We start from the raw sequence: 22,654 nt of genomic DNA on the forward strand, positions 1-22,654 counted from the left end.
CGCGGCCACAGACCATGTGACGGAGTGCACGAATACGTCACCGGCCGCTCCCTAGAATGTTTGCCCCACCCCCCAAGGCACTCATGACACAGGGCTCCATCCGGATTCGCGGCGCGCGCCAGCACAACCTCCAGAACCTCGACCTCGACATCCGCACCGGCGAGATGACCGTGGTCACCGGGCCCAGCGGCTCGGGCAAATCGAGCCTCGTGTTCGACACCCTCTATGCCGAGGGCCAGCGGCGCTACGTGGAGACCTTTTCCGCCTACGCGCGCCAGTTCCTGGACCGCATGGACAAGCCGGCCGTCGACAAGGTGGAGGGCGTGCCGCCCGCCATCGCCATCGACCAGACCAACCCGGTGCGCTCCTCGCGCTCCACGGTCGGCACGATGACCGAGCTCAACGACCACCTGAAGCTGCTCTACGCGCGCGCGGCCCAGCTGTTCGACCGCGAGACTGCGCTGCCGGTGCGCCACGACTCGCCCGACAGCATCTATGCGCAGATCGCCGAGCGCGCGGCTGCGGCGGGCGATCCGCGGCTGGTGGTCACCTTCCCGGTCGAGTTGCCGGCCGGCACCTCGGCCGATGAAGTGACGCAATGGCTGTCGGCCAGCGGCTTCACGCGCGTGCAGTCCGAGCGCGAGGTGGCCACGCCCACCGGCCCGCGCAAGATGCTCGACGTGGTGGCCGACCGCTTCCGCATCTCGAGCGCCGAGCGCGCGCGCGTGGTCGAGGCCATCGAGGTGGCACTCAAGCGCGGCAGCGGGCGGGTCACGGTGCATGCCACGGGTGCCGACGAGAACGCACCCACGGACGTGTGGAAGTTCTCCACCGGCCTGCACTGCCCCGAGAGCGACATCCGCTACGCCGACCCGATCCCGTCGATGTTCTCGTTCAACTCGGCCGTCGGCGCCTGCGACACCTGCCGCGGCTTCGGCCGCGTGATCGGCGTCGACCTGGGCCTCGTGATTCCCAACGACAAGCTCACGCTGCGCGCCGGCGCGATCAAGACCATCCAGACCCCCGCGTGGAAAGAAGCGCAGGACGACCTCATGCGCCACGCCGAGGCGGCTGGCATCCCGCGCGACACGCCCTGGAACAAGCTCACCGACGAGCAGAAGCACTGGGTGATCGAGGGCACGCCCAACTACAAGGAGGGCAACTGGAACAAGCAGTGGTATGGCGTGCGCCGCTTCTTCGGCTACCTGGAGAGCAAGGCCTACAAGATGCACATCCGCGTGCTCTTGTCCAAGTACCGCAGCTACACGCCGTGCCCCACCTGCAGCGGCGCGCGCCTGAAGCTCGACAGCCTGATCTGGCGCATCGGCAGCAAGGAAGACGCGGATGCAGTGCTGGAGCCCGCCAAGCGCTTCATGCCGGCCGGCGTGAAGTGGACGCGCGCGCAGCTCGAGGCGCTGCCGGGGTTGTGCCTGCATGATTTGATGCTGCTGCCGATCGAGCGGCTGCGGCGGTTCTTCGACCGCATGGGCTTGGCTCCCTCCCCCGCCGGGGGAGGGCAGGGGTGGGGGCACGCGGCCTCTGCAAAAGCTGCGGCGGTGGTGGAGGCCGAGAGCCCCCATCCCGGCCTTCCCCCGGCAGGGGAAGGAGCAAGACAGGGCGAAGCCCAGGCGCTCAAGCTCCTCCATGAAGAAATCACCACCCGCCTGCGCTACCTGCACGACGTCGGCATCGGCTACCTCACGCTCGACCGGCAGAGCCGCACGCTGTCGGGCGGCGAGGTGCAGCGCATCAATCTCACCACCGCGCTCGGCACCTCGCTGGTCAACACGCTGTTCGTGCTCGACGAGCCCAGCATCGGCCTGCATCCGCGCGACATGAACCGCATCACCGAGGCCATGCTGCGCCTGCGCGACGCCGGCAACACGCTGGTGGTGGTCGAGCACGACCCGGCCGTGATGCTCGCGGCCGACCGCGTGATCGACATGGGCCCCGGCCCCGGCATCCGCGGCGGGCAGATCGTGTTCGACGGCAGCACCGACCAGCTGCGCGATGCCGACACGCTCACCGGCCAGTACCTGGGCGGGCGCAAGAAGATCGGCATGGGCTTCAAGCGGCTCGTGAGCGAGAACACGCACCGGCTCATCCTCGAAGGCGTGCGCGAGCACAACCTCAAGAACATCACGGTCGAGTTTCCGCTCGCGCGGCTGGTCTGCGTGACCGGCGTCAGCGGCTCGGGCAAGTCGACGCTGATCCAGGACGTGCTGGCGCCCGCGCTCATGCGCCACTTCGGCAAGGCCACCGAAACGCCGGGCGCGCACGACCGCCTGCTGGGCGCCGATCACCTGGGCGACGTGGTCTTCGTCGACCAGTCGCCGATCGGCAAGACCGCGCGCTCCAATCCCGCGAGCTACGTGGGCGCATGGGACGCGATCCGCGAGATATTCGCCACCGCCGCGCTCTCGCGCCAGCGCGGCTACACCGCGAGCAAGTTCAGCTTCAACTCCGGCGACGGCCGCTGCCCGACCTGCGGCGGCTCGGGCTTCGAGCACGTCGAGATGCAGTTCCTCTCGGACGTGTACCTGCGCTGCCCCGATTGCGACGGCAAGCGCTACCGCCCCGAGATCCTCGAGGTGAAGGTTGAGCGCAAGGGCCGGAGCTACAACGTGGCCGACGTGCTCGATCTCACCGTGGCCGAAGCCGCGGCGGTGTTCGAGGCCGACCGCGACGTGCTGCGCGTGCTGCAGCCGATCTCCGACGTGGGGCTCGACTACGTCAAGCTCGGCCAGCCCGTGCCCACGCTGAGCGGCGGCGAGGCCCAGCGCCTCAAGCTCGCGGGCTTCCTCGCCGAAGCGGCCAAGAGCGCGACGGCCAGCAGGCAATCGGTCGCGCGCCGGGGCACGCTGTTCCTGTTCGACGAGCCCACCACCGGGCTGCACTTCGACGACATCGCACGCCTGATGCGCGCGCTGCGCAAGCTGCTCGACGCCGGCCATTCGCTGATCGTGATCGAGCACAACCTCGACGTGATCCGCGCGAGCGACTGGTGCATCGATCTCGGCCCCGAAGGCGGCGAGGGCGGCGGCCGGGTGGTGGCCGAGGGCACACCCGAGCAGCTGCGCGAGAACCGCGCCTCGCTCACCGGCGCGGCGCTGGCCGACTACGACCTGGCCATCGGCCCCGAGGCCTACAAGGTGGCCGAGCGCGCCGCGCGGCGCTACATCGCCAATGCCAAGACGGCACCCGGCAGCCACGCGATCGAGATCGTCAACGCGCGCGAGCACAACCTGAAGAACCTCAGCGTGAACATTCCGCGCGGCAAGTTCAGCGTGGTGACCGGCGTGAGCGGCTCGGGCAAGTCGACGCTGGCCTTCGACATTTTGTTCAACGAAGGGCAGCGGCGCTATCTCGAATCGCTCAACGCCTATGCGCGCAGCATCGTGCAGCCCGCGGGCCGGCCCGAAGTGGATGCGGTCTACGGCATTCCGCCCACGGTGGCCATCGAGCAGCGCCTGTCGCGCGGCGGGCGCAAGAGCACGGTGGGCACCACCACCGAAGTCTGGCACTTTTTGCGCCTTCTGTACGTGAAGCTCGGCATCCAGCATTGCATCCACGACGGCGCGGCGGTGCAGCCGCAGACGCCCGACAGCATCGCGGCGCAGCTGATGCGCAACTTCAAGGGCCAGCACGTCGGCCTGCTTGCGCCGCTGGTGAGCAACCGCAAGGGCGTGTACACCGAACTCGCCGACTGGGCGCGGCCGCGCGGCTTCACGCACCTGCGCGTGGACGGCGAGTTCCTGCCGACCACCGGCTTTCCGCGCATCGACCGCTTCAAGGAGCACAGCATCGAGCTGCCGGTGGCCAGCCTCGACGTGCTGCCCTCGAAGGAGACCGAGCTGCGCGAGGCGCTCACCAAGGCGCTCGAACACGGCAAGGGCGTGGTGCATGTGCTGAGCCAGCTCGACGGCCTCAAGGCCGCGATGATGGCCGGCGCACCGGCCTCGGGCATCGGCCGCGTCAACGTGTTCTCCACGCTGCGCGCCTGCCCGGTCTGCAGCACCAGCTACGCAGAGCTCGATCCGCGCCTGTTCAGCTACAACAGCAAGCACGGCTGGTGCCCCGACTGCGTGGGCACCGGCGTCAAGCTCAGCAAGGACCAGCGCAAGGTCTTCGACGACTCGATCCGCGACGACGACAACAAGGGCCGCGAGCAGACCTTCGCCGAGCCCGAGATCGAAGACCTGGCCGACACCGCCTGCCCGACCTGCGAAGGCACGCGGCTCAATGCCACGGCGCGCGCGGTGGGCTTCGGCGCCTCGCCGGCCGACGGCATGGGCGGCATCGGCATCACCGAGCTCGCGCGCATGAGCGTGACCGAGGTGCGGCAGTGGTTCGAAGGCCTGGCGCTCACGGGCCGCGAAGCCGAGATCGCGCGCGACCTGGTGCCCGAGATCAGGAGCCGTCTCGAATTCCTCGAGGAAGTGGGCCTGGGCTACCTCACGCTCGACCGCGGCGCGCCCACGCTGAGCGGCGGCGAAGCGCAGCGCATCCGCCTCGCGGCGCAGCTCGGCAGCAACCTGCAGGGCGTGTGCTACGTGCTCGACGAGCCGACCATCGGCCTGCATGCACGCGACAACCAGATCCTGCTGGACGCGCTGCACAAGCTCGGCGACAAGGGCAACACGCTGGTGGTGGTGGAGCACGACGAAGACACCATCCGCCGCGCCGACCACATCATCGACATCGGCCCGAGCGCCGGCAAGCGCGGCGGCCGCCTCGTGGCCGAGGGCTCGGTCGCCGACATCCAGAAGGCGGGCGATTCGCAGACCGGGCGCTACCTGCGCGATGCGATCAAGCATCCCTTGCACGAACGGCGATTGGTTCCTCTCCCTCCCCTTCCGGGGGAGGGCCGGGGAGGGGGCACGACGGCCTCGAAGAAGACCGCTGGCCGTGCAAACGCCGCGAGCCCCCACCCCAACCCTCCCCCGGGAGGGGAGGGAGCGAGTGCCAATGCCTGGCTCACGGTGCACGGCGCCGATCTGCACAACCTGCAGGACGTGACCGCCACGCTGCCGCTGCACCGCCTGGTGGTGGTGACCGGCGTGAGCGGCTCGGGCAAGTCCACGCTCGCGCGCGACGTGCTGCTGGCCAGCGTGCATGGCATCGTGGTCCAGCGCATGACCAAGGCCGGCCGCGACGCCGACGCCGCGGGCAAGCGCCCGGCCTGGTCCGGCTGCGACCGCGTCGAAGGCTACGAGAGCATCGACCGCGTGCTCGAGGTCGACCAGACCCCCATCGGCAAGACACCGCGCAGCTGCCCGGCCACCTACATCGGCTTCTGGGACACCATCCGCAAGCTGTTCGCCGACACGCTCGAAGCCAAGGCGCGCGGCTACGGCCCGGCACGCTTCAGCTTCAACACCGGCGAAGGCCGCTGCCCCGGCTGCGACGGCGCGGGCGTGCGCACCATCGAGATGAGCTTCCTGCCCGACGTGAAGGTGCCCTGCGAGGTCTGCCATGGCGCGCGCTTCAATCCCGAAACGCTGGCCGTGAGCTGGCGCGGCAAGAGCATCGGCGAGGTGCTGCAGATGGAAGTGGACGAGGCGGTCGAGTTCTTCGCGGCCATGCCCAACATCAGCCATCCGCTGCAGCTGCTGAAGGACGTGGGGCTGGGCTACCTCACGCTGGGTCAGCCCTCGCCCACGCTCTCGGGCGGCGAGGCGCAGCGCATCAAGCTGGTGACTGAACTGAGCAAGGTGCGCGACGACGTCACGCGCCGCGGCCAGAAGGCGCCGCACACGCTCTACGTGCTCGACGAGCCGACCGTGGGCCTGCACATGGCCGACGTCGAGAAGCTGATCCACGTGCTGCACCGGCTGGTGAACGGCGGCCACAGCGTGGTGGTGATCGAGCACGACCTCGACCTGATCGCCGAGGCCGACTGGATCATCGACCTGGGTCCCGAGGGCGGCAACGCCGGGGGGCGCATCGTGGCCGCGGCGCCGCCGGAGGAGGTGGTGCGGCTCGGCACGCACACCGGCGTGGCCCTGGCGCCGATGCTGGCGCGGTAGCGGGCAGGGCGGGGCGCTGCCCCCGCCCAGCCTGGTTTCCTATTTCTGGATATCGCCCAGGCAGAGGTACTTGATCTCGACGTAGTCGTCCATGCCGTGGTGCGAGCCTTCGCGTCCCAGGCCCGACTGCTTCACGCCGCCGAAGGGCACATGCTCGGTGGCGATCACGCCGGCGTTGATGCCCACCATGCCGTATTCCAGCGCTTCCGCCACGCGGAAGATCCGGCCCACGTCGCGGGTGTAGAAGTAGCTCGCGAGGCCGAACTCGGTGTTGTTCGCCGCATCGATGCCCTCCTGCTCGGTCTTGAAGCGGAACACCGGCGCGAACGGCCCGAAGGTTTCTTCGCGCGCGCACAGCATGTCGGCGGTGGCGTCGGCAATCACGGTGGGCTCGAAGAACTGGCCCTGCATCCTGTGGCCGCCCGCCAGCACCTTGCCGCCCTTGGCAACCGCGTCGGCCACATGGCGCTGCACCTTGTCGATGGCCGCGTCCTCGATCAGCGGGCCCTGCACCACGCCATCTTCAAAGCCGTTGCCGACCTTGAGCGCCTTGACCCTGGCCGCGAACTTCTGGACGAAGGCGTCGTAGATGCCTTCCTGCACATACAGCCGGTTCGCGCACACGCAGGTCTGGCCGGCGTTGCGGTACTTGCTGGCCATGGCACCCTCGACCGCCGAATCCACATCCGCATCGTCGAACACCAGGAAGGGCGCGTTGCCGCCCAGCTCGAGCGACAGCTTCTTGACCGTCGGCGCGCACTGGCTCATGAGGATGCGGCCCACTTCGGTGGAGCCCGTGAAGCTCAGGTGGCGCACGACGCCGCTCTCGCACAGCTCCTTGCCGATCGCGATGCTGTTGCCACTGTCGGCCGTGAGCACGTTGAGAACGCCCGCCGGAATGCCGGCGCGCATGGCCAGTTCGGCGGCGGCCAGCGCGGTGAGCGGCGTGAGCTCGGCCGGCTTGATGACCACCGTGCAGCCCGCGGCCAGCGCCGGCGCGACCTTGCGCGTGATCATGGCGAGCGGAAAATTCCACGGCGTGATCGCCGCGCACACGCCGATGGGCTGCTTCATCACCAGGAGACGCCGGTTGTTGTCGAACTGCGGCAGCACCTCGCCGTTCACGCGCTTGGCTTCCTCGGCAAACCACTCGACGAAGCTCGCGCCGTAGACGACCTCGCCCTTGGCCTCGGCAAAGGGCTTGCCCTGCTCGGCGGTCATCAGGCGGCCGAGGTCTTCGGTGTTGGCGATCAAGAGGTCGAACCACTTGCGCAGCACGATGCTGCGCTCCTTGCCGGTCTTGCCGCGCCAGGCAGCCAGCGCCTTGTCGGCGGCGGCAATGGCAAGCGTGGCGTCCGCACGCGTGAGGTTGGCTACGTCGACCAGCTTCTGTCCTGTGGCCGGGTCGTTCACGTCGAAGCGGCTCTTGCCTTGAATCCATTCGCCGGCAATCAGCGCGTCTGTCTTCAGGAGGGTCGGGTCGTTCAGCAATGCGAGAGGAGATGTTTTCATGGTCGATGGTCTCGGTTTTGTTTTGCGATCTGTTGGGTTGAAGAGTCTTGTTTGGTGAGGCTGCTGCTGTTCAGGGCGCGCTCCCGCCGACGGGGTACCTTGCTCCGCGAATGTCCCCCGGCCTTCGGCCTCCTCCTTGATTTCGCTGCGCAAGGCACCCCATCAGCGGGAGCGTTGGACAGAGCGGCCGTTGATCGGCGGAACACCAGCAGCGTGCCCAGGTGCACAGGGCATCGGGTGCTCCCCGCAGCGAAATAAAGGAGGAGCCGAAGGCGGGGGACATTCGCGGAGGGGAGTACCCGGTGGCCTGTGCACGCGCCCTGAAAACAGCAGCGCCTAAAAGGACCACGCACAGTCACCGATAAGGCACCCCAGGCAGCACACACAACATCTCATACAGAAGATTGGCCCCCAGCAGCGCGGTGTTCCCGCTGACGTCGTAGGGCGGACTCACCTCCACCAGATCGGCCCCGACGACGTTCAAGCCCCGGCAGCCGCGCACGATCTCCAGCGCCTGTGGCACGGTGAGCCCGCCGATCTCGGGCGTGCCCGTGCCGCCGGCAAACGAAGGATCGATGCCGTCGATGTCGAAGCTGATGTAGACCGGGTGCGCCGGCCCGATGCGCTCGCGCACCTGCGCCATCAGCGGCGCCAGTGACTGGTACCAGACCTCGTGCGCCTGCACCACCGTGAAGCCCTGCTGGCGCGGCCAGTCGAAATCGTCCGCCGCGTAGCCGGTGCCGCGCAGGCCGATCTGCCAGACCTTGTCGCAGGCCAGCAGGCCTTCCTCGACCGCGCGCCGGAACGGCGTGCCGTGGGCAATGCGCTCGCCGAACATGTCGTCGTTGACGTCCGCATGCGCATCCACATGCACCAGCGCGACCGGGCCATGCTTGCGCGCCACCGCGCGCAGGATCGGCAACGCGATGGTGTGGTCGCCGCCGAGCGTCAGCGGCGCGCAGCCGGCGGCCAGCACCGCGCCGTAGAAGTCCGAGATGATGTCGATCGATTTTTCGAGCGAATAGGTGTTGATCGGCACGTCGCCCAGGTCGGCCACGTTCAGCCGGTCGAAAGGCGCCGCGCCGGTGGCCATGTTGTAGGGCCGCAGCAATGCCGACTCGGCGCGGATCTGGCGCGGCCCGAAGCGCGCGCCCGGCCGGTTGGAGGTGCCGATGTCCAGCGGCACGCCGATGAAGGCCGCGTCCAGCCCCTCAGGCGAAGTTGCGGACGGCAGCCGCATCATCGTGCCGGGACCGGCGAAGCGCGGCATCGTGTTGCCGCCGAGCGGCTGGTTCGGTGTGGCGTTGGGCATCGTGCGTGTGCGGGTTCAGCGCCGCCGGCCGCGCAGCCATTCGAGCGCGAGCAGCAGCGTGGTGGTGAAGACGATCAGCAGCGTTGCCACGGCGGCGATGGTGGGCGAGATGTTCTCGCGGATGCCGGTGAACATCTGGCGCGGCAGCGTGACCTGGTCCGGCCCCGCGAGGAACAAGGTGACCACCACTTCGTCGAACGAGGTGGCAAAGGCGAACAGCGCGCCCGAGATCACGCCCGGCGCGATCACCGGCAGCGTGACGCGCATGAAGGTTCTGAACGGCGTTTCGCCCAGGCTCAGCGATGCGCGCACCAGGTTGTGGTTGAAGCCCGCCAGCGTGGCAAGCACGGTGGTCAGCACAAAGGGCGCACCCAGCGCCGCATGCACCACGATCAGCCCGATGTAGGTGTCGGCCAGCCCGAGCGGCGCGAAGTAGAGATACGTGGCGACGCCCACCACCACGATCGGCACCACCATCGGCGAGATCAGCACGCTCATGAGCAGGCCCTTGAAGGCGAAGCTCGTGCGCGACAGCCCCACCGCCGCCAGCGTGCCCAGCACAGTGGCCAGCACCGTGGCGGCCGGCGCAACGATGAAGCTGTTGCGTGCCGCGCGCCCCCACTCGGGCGAATCGAAGAGGTTGCGGTACCACTGCAGCGACCAGCCCCGGATCGGATAGGCCAGGAACGAGCTGTCGGAGAACGACAGCGGAATCACCACCAGGATCGGCGCCAGCAGAAACGCCAGCACCGCGATGCAGCCCGCGCGCACCGCCCACCAGCCGAGCTTGTCGGCGAAGGTGGCATAGGCCGGGAATTGGGGAAGCTTGAACATGCGTGTGTGTCCTTCGTGCCGCTCAGCCGAGGCTCAGCTCGGCCTTGCCGATGCGGCGGTACACGGCATACAGCACCAGCGTGGCGGCGAGCAGCACGGCGCCCAGCGCGCAGGCCATGCCCCAGTTGATTTCCACGTTGGTGTAGCGCGCGATGTAGTAGCTCAGCATCTGGTCGTCCGCGCCGCCAAGCAGCGCCGGCGTCACGTAGTAGCCGATGGCCAGGATGAACACCAGCAGCGCGCCGGCGCCAATGCCCGGATAGGTTTGCGGCACGTACACGCGGAAGAAGGCCGCCAGCGGCGAGCTGCCCAGCGAGACGGCCGCGCGCAGGTAGGTGGGCGGCACGCTCTTCATCACGCTGTAGAGCGGCAGGATCATGAAGGGCAGCAGGATGTGCACCATCGCGATGATCACGCCGGTGCGGTTGAACAGCAGCGCAAGTGGATGGTCGATGAGGCCGATGCCCATCAGGCCGCGGTTGACCAGCCCCTCGGACTGCAGCAGCACGATCCAGGCCGCCACGCGCACCAGGATGGAAGTCCAGAACGGCACCAGCACCAGGATCATCAGCACGTTGGCCTTGCGCGCCGGCAGCGTCGACAGCCACCAGGCCAGCGGATAAGCCAGCAGCAGGCAGAAGAAGGTGACCACCGCGCTGATGTTGAAGGTGCGCAGCAGGATGCCGGCAAAGGCGCGCTGGTCGGCGGGCATGCGCTCCACCTCGCCGGCCACGTCGCGCCGCAGGTCGACCGAGGCGAGCAGGTAGTCGGGCGTCCAGCGCGAACCGTTCTTGGCAATCGCCTGCCAGAACGGCAGCTCGCCCCAGCGCGGATCGATCTCCAGCATGCGCGCCTTGACCTCGTCCGGCGTGCCGGCGATCGGCAATGCCCGGAAGGTGCCCATCACCAGCGAGCGGGCGCCTGCGATCTCGGTGTTGAGGCGGCGCGCCAGGGCGCCCGCGTCGGAGCTGTCGGGCAGCTGGGCGAGGTCGGCCGCGATGGCGGCATAGGCCGCGGGCGCAGGCGCCTCCTTGCGGTTCCAGCCGTCGAGCGCGCGCACGGTGCGCGGCAGCGCGTTGGCAACCTCGGGGTTCTCGACCGCGCGCTGCAGCAGCGCCACGATCGGCACCAGCAGCGTCAGCAGCAAAAACACCAGGAGCGGCGCCGTGAGCGCAAAAGCGCGCCACTTGCGGCGCGACTCGGCGCGCGCCAGCGCACGCCGGAGCTCGCCCGGCGGCGCCTCTGCGAAGGCCTGGGGGACAGGCATTGCCGCTTGCATGGCCTCTTGCCTGCCCGCTTACTGCGTGGCCCAGGATGCGAAGCGCTTCTCGAGCGCCTCGCCCTGGTCGGCCCAGAAGCCGACGTTGAACTGCAGCGCATCCTTGGCGTTGGTGGCCGAGGTCGGCAGGTCGGCCAGCACCTTGGGGCTCAGCGAGGCCAGCGCCTTGGTGTTGGTGGGGCCGTAGGCGATGTTCTGCGCATAGACCGACTGGTTGGCCGGCTGCATCGCGAACTGGATGTACTTGAGCGAGGCTTCCTTGTTGGGCGCGCCCTTCGGGATCACCAGGTAGTCGAGGTCGTAGATGCCGCCGGGCCAGTAGATCTTGAGGTCGCGGCCTTCGCGGTTGGCCGCGTCGATGCGGCCGTTGTACACGGTGGTCAGCACCACGTCGCCGGCCACCAGGAACTGCGGCGGCTGTGCGCCGGCTTCCCACCACTGGATGTTGGGCTTGAGTTCGGTGAGCTTCTTGAACGCGCGCTCGGCGCCATCCTTGGTGGCGAGCACCTTGTAGACATCGGCCGGCTTCACGCCGTCGGCCATGAGCGCGAATTCGAGGTTGTAGCGCGCGCCCTTGCGCATGCCGCGCTTGCCCGGGATCTTCTTCACGTCCCAGAAATCGGCCCAGCTGGTGGGCGCGGTCTTGAGCTTCTCGCCGTTGTAGGCCATCACGGTCGACCACACGAACAGGCCCACGCCGCAGTCGGTGACCGCGGCCGGCAGGAAGTCGGCCTTGCTGCCGATCTTCGAATAGTCGAGCTTCTCGAACAGGCCCTCGTCGCAGCCGCGGGCGGCGTCGGGCGACTCGACCTCGACCACGTCCCAGGTGACCTTCTTGGTCTCGACCATGGCCTTGATCTTGGCCTGCTCGCCGTTGTATTCGACCGGGATGATCTTGGTGCCGGTCTTTTCGTAGGGCTCGTAATAGGCCTTCTTCTGGGCGTTGGCGTTGGCACCGCCGAAGTTGACCACGGTGAGCTGCTGCTGGGCCAAGGCCGGCAGCGCGAAGCCGGCGGCAGCGATGCAGGCGAGAAGGGTCTTTTTCATGGTGGGAATCTTCCTGGGTGATGAAAGGAAACGGGGGAACAACGAGCCGGATTCAGTGGGCATAGATGCGCGCATGCGCCATCGGGAATTCGAGCACCACCGCTTCGCCGGCCTGCGGTGCGGCGGTGCCGCCCGCGCCGTCGAGCGGCAGCTTCACGGTGGCGTCGGCTTGGCCGTCGCCCACGCTGCACAGCAGCCGCAGGTGGTCGCCGAAGTAGATGACGCGCGACACCTGGGCGGCGAGCATGTTGGCGCCCTGTGCGGCCGGGCCGCGGTGCAGCACCACGCGCTCGGGGCGGATGCAGGCCTCCACAGCCGCGCCCGCGGCCGCACCGCCGACGTTGAGCCCGTGCAGCACGCGGCCGTCGGGCAGCGTCATCTCGGCGCGCTCGCCGCCGCGGCCCAGCTGGCCCTTGAGCACCGTGCTGTCGCCGACGAAGCCGGCCACGAAGCGGTTGGACGGCGTCTCGTACAGCCCGTCGACCGTGTCCAGCTGCTGGATCACGCCTTCGTTGAACACCGCGACGCGGTCGCTCATGGTGAGCGCCTCGCCCTGGTCGTGCGTCACGTAGACGAAGGTCACGCCCAGCTGGCGGTGCAGGTCCTTGAGCTCGAGCTGCATGTGCTCGCGCAGCTGCTTGTCGAGCGCGCCGAGCGGCTCGTCCATCAGCACCAGCTGGGGCTCGAACACCAGCGCGCGCGCCAGCGCCACGCGCTGCTGCTGGCCGCCCGACAGCTGGCCGGGCAGGCGGTCGGTCATGCCGCGCAGCTGCACCATGTCGAGCGCGCGCTGCACGCGGCGCTGCTGCTCGGCCCTGGGCACCCTGCGCACGGTCAGTGGATAGGCCACGTTCTGCCCCACGCTCAGGTGCGGAAACAGCGCGTAGTTCTGGAACACCATGCCGAAGTTCCGCTTGTGCGGCGGCGTGCCGGTGATCGGCTTGCCGTCGAGCAGGATCTCGCCCGAGGTCGGCGACTCGAAGCCCGCCAGCATCATCAGCGTGGTGGTCTTGCCCGAACCCGAAGGCCCGAGCAGGCTCAGGAACTCGCCGCGGTGGATGTCCAGGTCGAGCTGGCGCACCACCAGGTGTTCGCCGTCGTAGGTCTTCTGGACACGCTGGAAGCGCACCAAGGGTTCTGCTGTCATGGAAGATTTCAGGAAAGGGTCGGTCAGCGCAGCGCGGCGAAGCTGTCCGCGAGAAGCGCCAGGCCTTCGTCCACAAGCAAGTCGGATGCCGTGAGCGGCACCAGCACGCGAATTACATTGCCATAGGTGCCGCATGACAGCAGGATTAACCCGCGCCGCGCCGCCTCCGCGACCACCCGGCGGGTCAGCCCGGCGTCAGGCCGCGCGGTGTCGCCGTCTTCGAACAGCTCGATCGCCACCATGGCGCCGAGCCCGCGCACGTCGCCGATGGCCGGCACCCCGGCGGCGATGCGGCGCAACCCGGCCGTGAGCCGCTCGCCCAGCGCCCGGCTGCGCGCCAGCAACTGCTCGTCATCGAACACCTTGAGCACCGCGAGCGCCGCGGCGCAGCCGATGGGGCTGCCCGCATAGGTGCCGCCCAGGCCGCCGGGCGCGGGCGCATCCATCACCTCGGCGCGGCCCACCACGCCGGAGATCGGAAAGCCGCCCGCCATCGACTTGGCGGTGGTGATCAGGTCCGGCGCCACCGGCCACTGCTCGCTCGCAAACCAGGTGCCGGTGCGCCCGGCGCCGGTCTGCACCTCGTCGGCAATGATCAGGATGCCGTGGCGGTCCGCCAGTGCGCGCAGGCCCTCGACGAAGTCGTTGGGCGCCACGTAGAAGCCGCCCTCGCCCTGCACCGGCTCCAGGATGAAGGCCGCCACGCGCTCGGGCTCGATGTCGTTCTTGAACAGCAGCTCGACCGAATGCAGTGCATCGTCCACGCTCACGCCGTGCAGCGCGTTCGGGTACAGCGCATGGAACACCTCGCCCGGGAACGGGCCGAAGCCGAGCTTGTAGGGCGCCACCTTGCCGGTCAGGCCGAGCGTCATCATGGTGCGGCCGTGGTAGCCGCCGTTGAAGGCAATGACGCCGGGCCGCCGGGTGTGGGCGCGGGCGATCTTGACCGCGTTCTCGACCGCCTCGGCGCCGGTGCTCAGGAAGATCGACTTCTTCGCGAAATTTCCCGGCGCCAGCGCGTTCAGGCGCTCGGCCAGCTCCACGTAGGGTTCGTAGGCCAGCACCTGGAAGCAGGTGTGCGAATAAAGATCGACCTGCGCCTTCACGGCGGCGCTGATCTCCGGATGGCAGTGGCCGGTGTTGAGCACCGCGATGCCGCCGGCAAAGTCGATGTAGCGTCGCCCCTCGACGTCCCACACTTCCGCGTTGGCGGCGCGGCTGACGAAGATCTCATGGGCCTGGCCAACGCCGCGGGCCACGGCCGCATTGCGGCGGGCCATGAGGGCGGCATTGCTGAGGTGGGGTTCGCGTTGCATGGGTGCGGCCTGTGCTTTGAAGAAGGAATGCCGGCACTCTAGGTCCCACGAATCGATCCAGCCATGTACACCGGAAGTGATCGCCCGGAAGACTGTACTGGTCTTGTATCCTGTACATACTTTCCTCAATATGGTGCAGGCCGGACTGCTGCAGACGCCCCCGATGCTCATTCTTCGCCCCGAACAGCCGACGCCGCTGGTCAGCCAGATCGTGGAAGGGTTGCGCGGACTGATCGGCTCCCAGAAGCTCAAGGCCGACAGCAAGCTGCCGTCGATCCGCGCCTTTGCCGCGGCCCACGGCGTCAGCGTGTTCACGGTGGTCGAGGCCTACGACCGGCTGGTGGCGCAGGGCCTCCTGGTCTCGCGCGCCAACGCCGGCTTCTTCGTCAAGCGGCGCATCGAGGACAGTGCCGCCGGCGCGGCCAGTGCGCCCCGCCCGGACCCCCGCTTCGACGCCCGCTGGTACCTGCAGCAGATCTTCGAGAACCGCAACCTGCCGCTCAAGCCCGGCTGTGGCTGGCTGCCGCACGACTGGCTGTTCGAGGACGGCATGCGCCGCAGCCTCCGCCACCTGGCCTCCGAAGGTGCCGACATCGGCGGCTACGGCCTGCCCTTCGGCCACATGGCGCTGCGCATGGCGACGGCCGAGGCGCTCTCGGAGCAGCAGATCGTGGTCGACGCCGCGCAGGTGCTGCTGACCCAGGGTTCCAGCCAGGCGCTGGACCTGGTGGCGCGCCGCCTGCTCAAGCCGGGCGATTCGGTGCTGGTGGACGACCCGGGCTATCCGAACCTGATGTTCATGCTCCGCTTCCTGGGCGTGGAGATCGTCGGCGTGCCGCGCATCCCCACGGGCTACGACATGCCGGCGCTCGAGGCGCTGCTCGCGGCGCATCGGCCCAAGGCCTTCTTCACCCAGCCCCGGCTGCAGAGCCCGACCTGCTCGATGGCCTCGCTGCCGCAGCTGGTGCAACTGCTGCAGCTCGCGCAGGCGCACGACTTCACGCTGGTCGAGAACGACATCTATGCCGAGATGGACGCCTCGATGCGCCCCTCGCTCGCCAGCCTGGGACAGCTGCGCCGCGTGGTCTACGTGGGCAGCTACTCGAAGACCATCTCGCCCAACATCCGCGTCGGCTACGTGGTCGCCCAGCCGGAGCTGCTCGAAGAGCTGGCGCAGCTCAAGATGATCTCGGGCCTGACCTCGTCCGACATCACCGAGCGGCTGGCCTTCGGCATCGTGACCGACGGCCGCTGGCGCAAGCATCTCAAGTCACTGCGCGAGCGCCTTGCGCAGGCGCAGGGCAGCGTCGCGCGGCGGCTGGACGGGCTGGGCTTCGAGCTGTTCCACGAAGCCGCGGCCGGCATGTACCTGTGGGCCCGGCACCCGGACATTGCCGACAGCGCCGAGCTCTCGCGGCGCGCCGCAGTGGAGGGCATCATGCTCGGCCCGGGCCAGCTGTTCCTGGTCAACCCGCATCCCACCGGCTGGCTGCGCTTCAACGTGGCCTTCAGCGAGGACGAGCGGCTCTGGCGCTTCCTGGAGCGCAGCATCGAAGAGCACAGGCACGACTGAAGCTGCTTCCAGCAGGGCCCGATGGGGGCTCGCCATGGCCTGCAAGCAGGCGCACAATGGCTGCAACCCCTGGCGCAGGCGCATCCTGGATCAGCCATGGTGGAGTGAGAACACTTGAAGGAATGAAGCGCCGCGTCCGGGCTACGCAAGGAGCCGCGCCATGACCCGCTTCATCGATGTTCACAGCCTGGTTCGCCTGGTGGACGAAACCGGCGTTCCGCAATTCCTCAAGGCCCTGGCCGACGCGCTGCGCGACGACTTCATGCGCTGGCGCGAGTTCGACAAGAAGGCGCGCGTGGCCAGCCACTCGCACCTGGGCGTGATCGAGCTGATGCCGGTGGCCGACGACGGCGCCTACGCCTTCAAGTACGTCAACGGCCATCCGCACAACACGGCCGTGGGCCTGCCCACGGTCATGGCCTTCGGCGTGCTGGCCGAGGTCGATACGGGCTACCCGGTGCTGCTGTCGGAGCTCACGCTCACCACCGCGCTGCGCACCGCCGCCACCTCGGCCATGGCGGCGCAGGCGCTGGCGCGGCCCGGCTCGCGCAGCATGGCGCTGATCGGCAACGGCTCGCAGAGCGAGTTCCAGGCGCTGGCCTTCCATGCGCTGCTGGGTATCGAGGAGGTGCGCGTGTTCGACATCGATCCGCGCGCCACCGACAAGCTGGTGCGCCACCTGTCGGCCTGCACGCCGCTCGAGGTGGTGCGCGCGCCGTCGATCGCCGATGCGGTGCGCGGCGCCGACGTCGTGACCACGGTCACGGCGCACCAGGGCCATGCGATCGTGCTCGCGCCCGGCATGATCGAGCCGGGCATGCACATCAACGCGGTGGGCGGCGATTCCCCCGGCAAGACCGAGCTGCATCCCGACGTGCTGCGCCTCGCGCGCGTGTTCGTCGAGTACGAGGCCCAGACCCGCATCGAGGGCGAGATCCAGCAGCTGCCGGCCGACTTTCCGGTGCACGAGCTCTGGAAGGTGCTGCTCGGCAGCGTGCCCGGGCGCGAGAGCGCCGAACAGGTCACGGTGTTCGACTCGGTCGGCTTTGCGCTCGAGGACTACACGGCGCTGCGCTACATCCACCAGCTGTCGCTGGAGCGCGGCATCGGCCAGCAGATCGCGCTGGTGCCCGAGCTCGACGACCCGAAGGACCTGTTCGGGCTGACGGCGTCCGGCCGGCGCCGGGCGGTGCTGCGGCGTGCGGCATGATGGGCGGCATGCTCACCATCTACAACGACCAGCACGCGCTGCACCAGGGCAAAGTCGAGATGTTCCGCGGCGAACTGGTGCCGTGCTTCGAGGTGCCCGCCCGCGTCGACCATGTGAAGCATGAACTGGAGCGCCGCGGCCTGGGCCCGCTGCAGGTGCCCGATGCCTTCGACGAGGCGCTGCTGGCCAGGGTGCACGCGCCGCGGTACCTGGACTTCATTGCGCATGCCTGGGACGAGTGGGTGGCGCTCGATCCGTCCAACGCATCGCGCGATGCGCTGCCTTCGTACTGGCCCACGCGCGGCATGCGCACCGACGTGCTGCCGAAGAGCTTTCCTGCGCGCATGGGGCTGTTCTCCTTCGACGCGGGCACGCCGCTCATGGCCGGCAGCTGGGCCGCCGCGCGCCACGGCGCCGCCTGCGCCTGGACCGCGGCGCAGCGCGTCATCGGCGGCGAGCGCGCCGCCTTCGCGCTCACTCGGCCGCCCGGCCACCATGCGGGCGCCGATTTCTTCGGCGGCTACTGCTTCGTCAACAACGCTGCCGTGGCCGCGCAGGCGCTGCGCGATGCGGGCGTGGAGCGGGTGGCGGTGCTCGACGTGGACTACCACCACGGCAACGGCACGCAGGCCATCTTCTACGAGCGCAGCGACGTGCATTTCGCAAGCCTGCATGGCGATCCGCTGACCGACTACCCCTACTACCTGGGCCATGCCGACGAGCGCGGCGCGGGCGCCGGGCTCGGCTTCAACCACAACCTGCCGCTCGCGCGCGGCACCGGCTTCGCCACCTGGCGTGCGGCGCTGAAGGCCGCGCTCGACGGCATTGCCGCGGTGCGCGCAGGCGCGCTGGTGGTGTCGCTCGGCGTCGACACCTTCGAAGGCGACCCGGTCGCGGGCTTCCGGCTCCAGAGCGACGACTACCTGCGCATGGGCGAAGACCTGGCGCGCGCCGGCCTGCCCACGGTGTTCGTGTTCGAGGGCGGCTATGCGGTGGCCGAGGTGGGTGTCAACGCAGTCAACGTGCTGCAGGGTTTCGAGCAGCAGGCCGCGGGCTGAGCCGCAGGCGACAGCAGTCGGGTGAGCACCGATTGCCGCCGCGCCAAGGGCAGGGCCCAATGCGCCCTTTGCATTTTTTCCCGTTCCAGGAACCCGCCACCATGCCCCGCCGATCTCTTTTCCGTGCCGCCACGCTTGCCGCAGCCTGCGGGCTTCTTCTTTCTCCGCTGGCGGCGCTCGCGCAGGCCTTTCCCTCCAAGCCGGTCAAGCTGGTCATCGCCTTCCCCGCGGGCGGGCCCACCGACATCACGATGCGCCAGCTGGCCGACAACGCCAGCAAGATCCTCGGCCAGCCCGTCATCATCGACAACAAGCCCGGCGCCGGCGGCACCCTGCCCGCGCAGGCGCTGCAGACCGCGCAGCCCGACGGCTACACCGTCGCGCAGATCCCGCTCGGCGTGTTCCGCCTCGGCTACACCACCAAGATCAACTGGGATCCGCTCAAGGACATCAGCTACGTGCTCAACGTCACGGGCTATGCCTTCGGCATCGTGGTGCCGGCCGACAGCCCGTTCAAGACCTGGGCCGACTTCGTCGCCTACGCCAAGGCCAACCCCGGCAGGCTCACCTACGGCTCCACCGGCAACCTCACGAGCCCGCACCTCACGACCGAGATCATTGCGCAGAAGGCCGGCATCCAGCTGCAGCACGTGCCCTACAAGGGCAGCGCCGACCTGATGCTCGCGGTGGTCAGCGGCCAGCTGATGGCGGCCGCCGACAGCACCGGCTTTGCGCCGCAGGTGGAAGCCGGCAAGCTGCGCGTGCTCAACACCTGGGGCGAGAAGCGCCTCGCCAAGTTCCCCGACGCCCCGACGCTGAAGGAGCTGGGCTACGACGTCGTGCAGAACTCGCCCTTCGGCATCGGCGCCCCCAAGGGCACGCCGCCCGAGGTCGTGAAGAAGCTGCACGACGCCTTCAAGCAGGCGATGGAAGAGCCGAGCTACGTGGCCTCGCTCGGCCGCTACGACATGCTGCCCAACTACATGAGCTCGGCGGCCTACACCAAGTTTGCGCAGGACACGGTGGTGCGCGAGAAGGCGGTGATCGAGAAGCTGGGGCTGGCGAAGGAGAAGTGAGCCGGCTTGCAGGGGTGGCGCGACGGGCCGGTCAGCGCGCAGACAGCACCGCGCGCGCCGCCTCGGCAAAGCCCGCGCCGCGCTCGCCCTCGGTCACGTAGCGCGGCAGGTGCTCCAGCTGCGGCACGAAGCGCGCGACGTTGGCCACGCCGATGCTGCTCGCGAAGGTGCGGAACATGAGCTGGTCGTTGGTGGAGTCGCCCACGTAGGCCCAGCGGTCGAGTTCGTCGTCGAGCGTGCGGCCCCAGAGCTCGCGCACGATCCAGCGTGCGCCTTCGAGCTTGTCGTTGTCGCCGTACCAGCCGTTGATGTGGATGCTGCTCACGGTGGCGTGCATGCCTTCGCTGCGCATCAGCGCGACGACCTGTGCGATGGTTTCTTCGCCCAGCTGCACGAACTCGCTGTGGTCGATGGCGATGTCGGTCTCGCGGCCCGGTGAATCGGTGGCGCGCTGCGCGCCCGGGATCTCGCGCTCGATGCGCGCCAGCACGGCCTGCATGCGCTCGAAGTTGGCGCTGCGCGTGGGCGCATCCTGCATGTAGCGCTTCTCGATCCTGCGATCGGCCGCGGGCAGCAGCGCCACCGCGCCGTTCTCCGCCACGATCGCATCGACCGGCCAGGTGTTGACGAAGGGCAGGCTCCAGCCGACGGGCCGGCCCGTGATCGCCACGATGGCAAGGCCCGCGGCCTTGAGAGCGCCGAGGGCCTGCAGTGCATCGGGCGTGATCGCGCCCTCGGTGGTGAGCGTGTCGTCGATGTCGGTGAACACGCCGGCGAGCGCATGGCGCGTGGGCGCGGCCCAGCGGTCCAGCGGCAGCAGGTGGGTGGGCGAGGGCGGAAGGGAAGTCGGCGAGGGCATGGCGGGCGGGCAATCTCTGCAGAGCCCGTGATCGTACCGGCGGTTTCGTGTAGCATCCCGCCCCCGCCGCGCGTTCACGCCGGCGCGGCGCTTTTTTTCCATGCCCCACATCCTCGTCGACCAACTCCTCAAGAGCTACCGCATCTCCGAGCGCGACCCGGGCGTGATGGGCGCGCTGCGCGGGCTCGTGCAGCGCCGCCATCGCACGGTGCAGGCGCTGTCGGGCGTGTCGTTCTCGCTCGAGCGCGGCGAGCTGCTGGGCTTCATCGGGCCGAACGGCGCGGGCAAGTCGACCACCATCAAGATTCTCTCGGGCATCCTGCGGGCCGACGGCGGGCGCGTGGAGATCGACGGACGCGATCCCTTCGCGGACCGCGAGCGCCACGTGGCGCGCATCGGCGTGGTCTTCGGCCAGCGCACGCAGCTGTGGTGGGACCTGCCGGTGGGCGACGGCTTCGACCTGCTGCGCGACATCTATCGCGTCGAGCCGGCGCGCTATCGGCGCACGCGCGACGAACTGGTCGCGCTGCTGCACCTGGAGCGCGTGCTCGGCCAGCCGGTGCGGCAGCTCTCGCTGGGCCAGCGCATGCGCGCAGAGATCGCGGCGGCGCTGCTGCACGAGCCGGACATCCTGTTTCTCGACGAGCCGACCATCGGCCTCGACGCGCCCTCGAAGCTCGCGGTACGCGACTTCGTGCGGCGCGCCAACCGCGAGCGCGGCACCACCGTGCTGCTGACCACGCACGACATGCACGACATCGAGGCGCTGGTCGAGCGCGTCATCGTCATCGGCCATGGCCGCGTGCTGGCCGACAGCCCGGTCGAGGCGCTGCGCGCGCAGGTGATGGCCGAGCGCCGGCTGGTGGTCGACTTTGCGCAGGACGCGGCGCTGCCCGACCAGGTGCCCGGCGCCACGGTGCACGCGCGCAACGGCCAGACGCTGGTGCTCGATTTCGATCCCGCGCTGACCTCCGCCCCCGCGCTGATCGCGCGCATCGCGGCCGAACACGCGGTGGAAGACATCCGCCTCGAAGGCATGGCCATCGAGGCCGTGATCGCGCGCTTCTATGCCATGCACGGAGCGGCCGAAGCGTGAGCCCGCGCGAGCTGCTGCGCCCCTATGCCGCGGCCTTCGTGTCGCGCTTCATGCAGATGCTGCAGTACCGCACGGCGGCGCTCGCCGGCTTTGCCACGCAGTGCTGGTGGGGCGGCATCAAGGTGATGGTGTTCGCGGCGTTCTACGGCGGCAGCGCCGTCGCAGGCGCGGCGTCGCCGATGTCGCTCGCCCAGGCCGTCAGCTACACCTGGCTCGCGCAAGGCCTGCTGGTGCTGCTGCCCTGGCTCGGCGACCCCGAGGTGGCGCAGGCCGTGCGCACCGGCGCGGTCGCCTACGACCGTTTGCGGCCGGTGGATGCGTACGCGCTGTGGTTCGCGCGCAGCGCCGGCTGGATCGCGGCGCGGCTGTTGCCGCGCGTGGCGCTGATGGCGGCCTTCGCGGCGGTCGCGCTACCGCTGGCGGGGCTCGGCGAGTGGGCCTGGCAGCCGCCCGCAAATGCGGTGGCCGGCCTGGCGTTCCTGCTGTCGATCGGGCTCGCGCTGCTGCTGTCCACCGCGATGGTGATGCTGCTCAACGTGGCGGCCACGGCGGCGCTCAACGAGCGCGGCATCAGCGCAGTGGCCACCCCCGTGGTCATCGTGTTCTCGGGCAACCTGCTGCCGCTGGCGCTGCTGCCCGACGCCTGGCAGGTCGCGCTGCTGGTGCAGCCGCTGGCGGGGCTGTTCGACATTCCGGCGCGGCTGTACTTCGGGCAGCTGAGCGGCTGGCATGCCATGGGTGCGTTGGGGCTGCAGTGCTTCTGGATCGCTCTGCTGGTCGCGTTCGGGCGCCTGGCAATGGGGCGCACGATGCGCAGTCTGCAGGTGCAAGGTGGCTAGGGTGACTTGTTGTTTCCTTGCTGCGCGCCGTCGTTCAGAGCGCGCTCCCGCCGACGGGGTACCTTGCTCCGCGAATGTCCCCCGGCCTGCGGCCTCCTCCTTTTACCGGGACTTCTCGCGCAGTCAAGCACGGGTTTGGGTTGGTTTTTCTACCAAGCTGTATCGCTTGCGAGGCATTGAGGATCGAGGCGCAACGAAACGAGGAACAGACTGCACATCTACCGACGGTCTTGTTGCACTGGCACGTGGCCGTGCGGACCCAGATACGAACCGCTCAGCGGGGCTCCATTCATTTCTCGTGATGCCCACTACAACCGGCATCACCAAGGAGGAGTCGAGCTTGCCCGCTGCCGGTCTGACCTGTTCATTGCATCTTCGAACTCACGTCTGGCAAGCAAATAAACAACAACAAAGGGTATCCGAACGGCTGGCGCTACGTCGCGATCACCGCGACGATGACGCCTGGC

The 22,654-nt window shown here is 69.0% G+C and carries 15 protein-coding genes; 7 read left to right on the forward strand and 8 right to left on the reverse strand.

The features are described from left to right. Positions 1 to 83: 83 nt before the first annotated feature. Positions 84 to 6,029: an excinuclease ABC subunit UvrA gene (uvrA, locus tag VPA02S_RS30975; RefSeq protein ID WP_062367345.1), complete on the forward strand. Its 5,946-nt coding sequence runs from the start codon at positions 84 to 86 to the stop codon at positions 6,027 to 6,029. A 39-nt stretch (positions 6,030 to 6,068) separates the two neighbouring features. Here the strand turns inward: uvrA and VPA02S_RS30980 are convergent, their stop codons facing one another. The 7 genes from VPA02S_RS30980 to gabT form a co-directional block, all read right to left on the reverse strand. Then, positions 6,069 to 7,541, reverse strand: coding sequence for an NAD-dependent succinate-semialdehyde dehydrogenase (locus tag VPA02S_RS30980; protein ID WP_062367347.1), 1,473 nt, complete (start codon positions 7,539 to 7,541; stop codon positions 6,069 to 6,071). A gap of 355 nt (positions 7,542 to 7,896) precedes the next feature. Then, entirely contained in the window at positions 7,897 to 8,853 is a 957-nt protein-coding gene (gene speB / locus VPA02S_RS30985; RefSeq protein WP_027730715.1) for an agmatinase, read from the reverse strand. 15 nt (positions 8,854 to 8,868) lie between these two features. After that, entirely contained in the window at positions 8,869 to 9,687 is an 819-nt protein-coding gene (locus VPA02S_RS30990) for an ABC transporter permease (RefSeq protein WP_015867460.1), read from the reverse strand. Between the two features lie 22 nt (positions 9,688 to 9,709). Then, positions 9,710 to 10,954, reverse strand: coding sequence for an ABC transporter permease (locus VPA02S_RS30995; protein WP_374987760.1), 1,245 nt, complete (start codon positions 10,952 to 10,954; stop codon positions 9,710 to 9,712). A 30-nt stretch (positions 10,955 to 10,984) separates the two neighbouring features. Next, positions 10,985 to 12,013 carry an ABC transporter substrate-binding protein gene (locus VPA02S_RS31000; RefSeq protein ID WP_015867458.1) on the reverse strand — a complete coding sequence of 343 codons (1,029 nt, stop codon included), beginning with the start codon at positions 12,011 to 12,013 and terminating at the stop codon, positions 10,985 to 10,987. Positions 12,014 to 12,065: 52 nt separating this feature from the next. After that, positions 12,066 to 13,160 carry an ABC transporter ATP-binding protein gene (locus VPA02S_RS31005; protein WP_062367349.1) on the reverse strand — a complete coding sequence of 365 codons (1,095 nt, stop codon included), beginning with the start codon at positions 13,158 to 13,160 and terminating at the stop codon, positions 12,066 to 12,068. A 23-nt stretch (positions 13,161 to 13,183) separates the two neighbouring features. Beyond that, positions 13,184 to 14,476 carry a 4-aminobutyrate--2-oxoglutarate transaminase gene (gene gabT / locus VPA02S_RS31010; RefSeq protein ID WP_018906175.1) on the reverse strand — a complete coding sequence of 431 codons (1,293 nt, stop codon included), beginning with the start codon at positions 14,474 to 14,476 and terminating at the stop codon, positions 13,184 to 13,186. Positions 14,477 to 14,639: 163 nt separating this feature from the next. On the opposite strand from gabT, the gene VPA02S_RS31015 reads away from it, so the two are divergent. From VPA02S_RS31015 to VPA02S_RS31030, 4 genes are all read left to right on the forward strand, one after another. Next, the gene (locus VPA02S_RS31015; protein WP_062367362.1) at positions 14,640 to 16,049 is read left to right on the forward strand and encodes an aminotransferase-like domain-containing protein; all 1,410 of its coding nucleotides are present in this window, start codon (positions 14,640 to 14,642) and stop codon (positions 16,047 to 16,049) included. 160 nt (positions 16,050 to 16,209) lie between these two features. Further along, positions 16,210 to 17,259 (forward strand): ornithine cyclodeaminase, encoded by a 1,050-nt coding sequence (ocd, locus tag VPA02S_RS31020; RefSeq protein WP_062367350.1) that lies wholly within the window; start codon positions 16,210 to 16,212, stop codon positions 17,257 to 17,259. A gap of 8 nt (positions 17,260 to 17,267) precedes the next feature. Then, positions 17,268 to 18,317, forward strand: a complete 1,050-nt coding sequence (locus VPA02S_RS31025; protein ID WP_174545111.1) for a histone deacetylase family protein — start codon at positions 17,268 to 17,270, stop codon at positions 18,315 to 18,317. 101 nt (positions 18,318 to 18,418) lie between these two features. Beyond that, positions 18,419 to 19,393 (forward strand): tripartite tricarboxylate transporter substrate binding protein, encoded by a 975-nt coding sequence (locus VPA02S_RS31030; RefSeq protein ID WP_062367354.1) that lies wholly within the window; start codon positions 18,419 to 18,421, stop codon positions 19,391 to 19,393. 31 nt (positions 19,394 to 19,424) lie between these two features. Here VPA02S_RS31030 and VPA02S_RS31035 read toward each other — a convergent pair whose 3' ends face one another. After that, positions 19,425 to 20,252: an HAD-IIB family hydrolase gene (locus VPA02S_RS31035; protein WP_062367356.1), complete on the reverse strand. Its 828-nt coding sequence runs from the start codon at positions 20,250 to 20,252 to the stop codon at positions 19,425 to 19,427. A gap of 100 nt (positions 20,253 to 20,352) precedes the next feature. On the opposite strand from VPA02S_RS31035, the gene VPA02S_RS31040 reads away from it, so the two are divergent. Further along, a complete protein-coding gene (locus tag VPA02S_RS31040; protein WP_062367358.1) occupies positions 20,353 to 21,348 on the forward strand; it encodes an ABC transporter ATP-binding protein in 996 nt (331 codons plus the stop codon). Continuing rightward, complete coding sequence (locus VPA02S_RS31045) at positions 21,345 to 22,187, forward strand: ABC transporter permease (RefSeq protein WP_062367360.1); 843 nt, start codon at positions 21,345 to 21,347, stop codon at positions 22,185 to 22,187. The genes VPA02S_RS31040 and VPA02S_RS31045 overlap by 4 nt, the downstream gene beginning before the upstream one ends. Positions 22,188 to 22,654 lie beyond the last annotated feature (467 nt).

The sequence above is a fragment of the Variovorax paradoxus NBRC 15149 genome, from assembly GCF_001591365.1.
GTDB classification, from domain to species: Bacteria; Pseudomonadota; Gammaproteobacteria; order Burkholderiales; family Burkholderiaceae_C; genus Variovorax; species Variovorax paradoxus.